Consider the following 1,445-nt stretch of genomic DNA (forward strand, 5'->3'; position numbering starts at 1 on the left):
ACGCCGTTGCGGCCAGCCGATCGAGGCGCAGCCGGTCTTCGGCTAGATCAGCCATCCGACAGAGGCCATGGTGTGCGGACCCGCCAGCCCCATGGAGAGACGATGCCGGCATGACCGGTCCGACAGGTGGGGAACGTGCGACATAGGAGGATATCGCGCTCGCCCGGTGTGACCGTCTTCCATGCTGGTGGCGCGGATCACGGCCTGACACCCGCCCCCGACTGCCGCGTCCCTGCTGCGAGCGGTTCGGGCCGCATCCTATGGACCCGTCGTTCCAACGAAGGCAGGCCAGCCGGTTGCCCGCTGGACGATCCCTCCTTCGCCGCTGCTGTTTCGACCTTCACCGACGAGGAAGGGGGCCATCGCTCCCTCATCCATCGTCCCCGCAGCCGGAACGGGGAAAGAGGTCACGCCCCGCACCCGATCTCTCCGGGCGGGGCCTTCCGGGGCGCGATCAACCCCGTTTGCTTCAACCGGCAGCGCGGGCAACTGGGAGCCCGACAGATAGTTCTGATCGATCGGTGTTCCGCGAAAAATCGGAAGTAGCGATTATTGTTTTCGGGATGCATCGAAAAAGACAATGGCGCTTACGCGCCACTGTCCTTGCGGAACCGCCAGACCGGGATGCCCATCTGTTTGGCCTTGTCGGCCAGATTGTCCTGAATACCCGAACCCGGAAATACCATGACCCCGACGGGCAGGACTTTCAGCAGGGCGTCATTCCGCCGAAACGGGGCGGCCTTGCCGTACCGGTTCCAGTCGGGCTTGAAGGCAATCTGCGCGACCTCGCGATGATCGGCCCAGCGGGAGGCGATGAATTCCGCTCCTTTGGGTGAGCCGCCATGCAGCAGCACCATATCGGGGTGTTTCTCGCGCACCTTGTCCAGCCGGTTCCAGATCAGGCGATGATCCTCGTAATCGAGCCCGCCGGTGACCGCGACCTTTGGCCCCGGCGGCACGAGCAGTTCCGTCTCGGCCTTACGGCGGGCGTTGAGGAAATCGCGGCTGTCGATCATCGACGCCGTCAGGGTGCTGCGGCTGACCAGCGAACCGGAGCGCGGTCGCCAGGGCGACATCATCAGGCGCTCGAACTGGTCGCAGGCGAGGTCGCGGAATATCTCGTAGGCGTTGCGTCGTTCCAGCAGGGTCAGCCCCTCGGCAATGAGGCGTTCCAGTTCCACCGAGCGGATCTCGCTGCCATCCTGTTCCTGCTGGCTGCGTTTCTGCGCCGTCTCGTTGCGGTCAAGATCGCGTTCGACCTGCCCGACCATGCGGTGAAAGACATTGACGGTGGACCAGAGCAGCGGTTCGAGATCGGGTTCCAGCCGCGTGTCGGTCAGCGTGGCTGACAGGGCGTCGACGCGGAAATCTCACAGAAGGGTTGTACATCGGGTTAGATTATGAAAAAGTCTGTTTTGCACAAAAGAAATTTTCGTAAGCTATAA

Annotated in this window: 1 pseudogene; it reads right to left on the reverse strand. The window is 62.9% G+C overall.

Annotated features, from left to right (window positions below):
* Positions 1 to 587: 587 nt before the first annotated feature.
* Positions 588 to 1,358 (reverse strand): annotated as a pseudogene (locus tag FKW31_RS15840) (DUF2493 domain-containing protein); the annotation flags it as partial.
* Between the last annotated feature and the right edge of the window lie 87 nt (positions 1,359 to 1,445).

This window comes from Acetobacter sp. DmW_136, assembly GCF_008690365.1.
In the GTDB taxonomy this organism is placed as follows: Bacteria; Pseudomonadota; Alphaproteobacteria; order Acetobacterales; family Acetobacteraceae; genus Acetobacter; species Acetobacter oryzifermentans.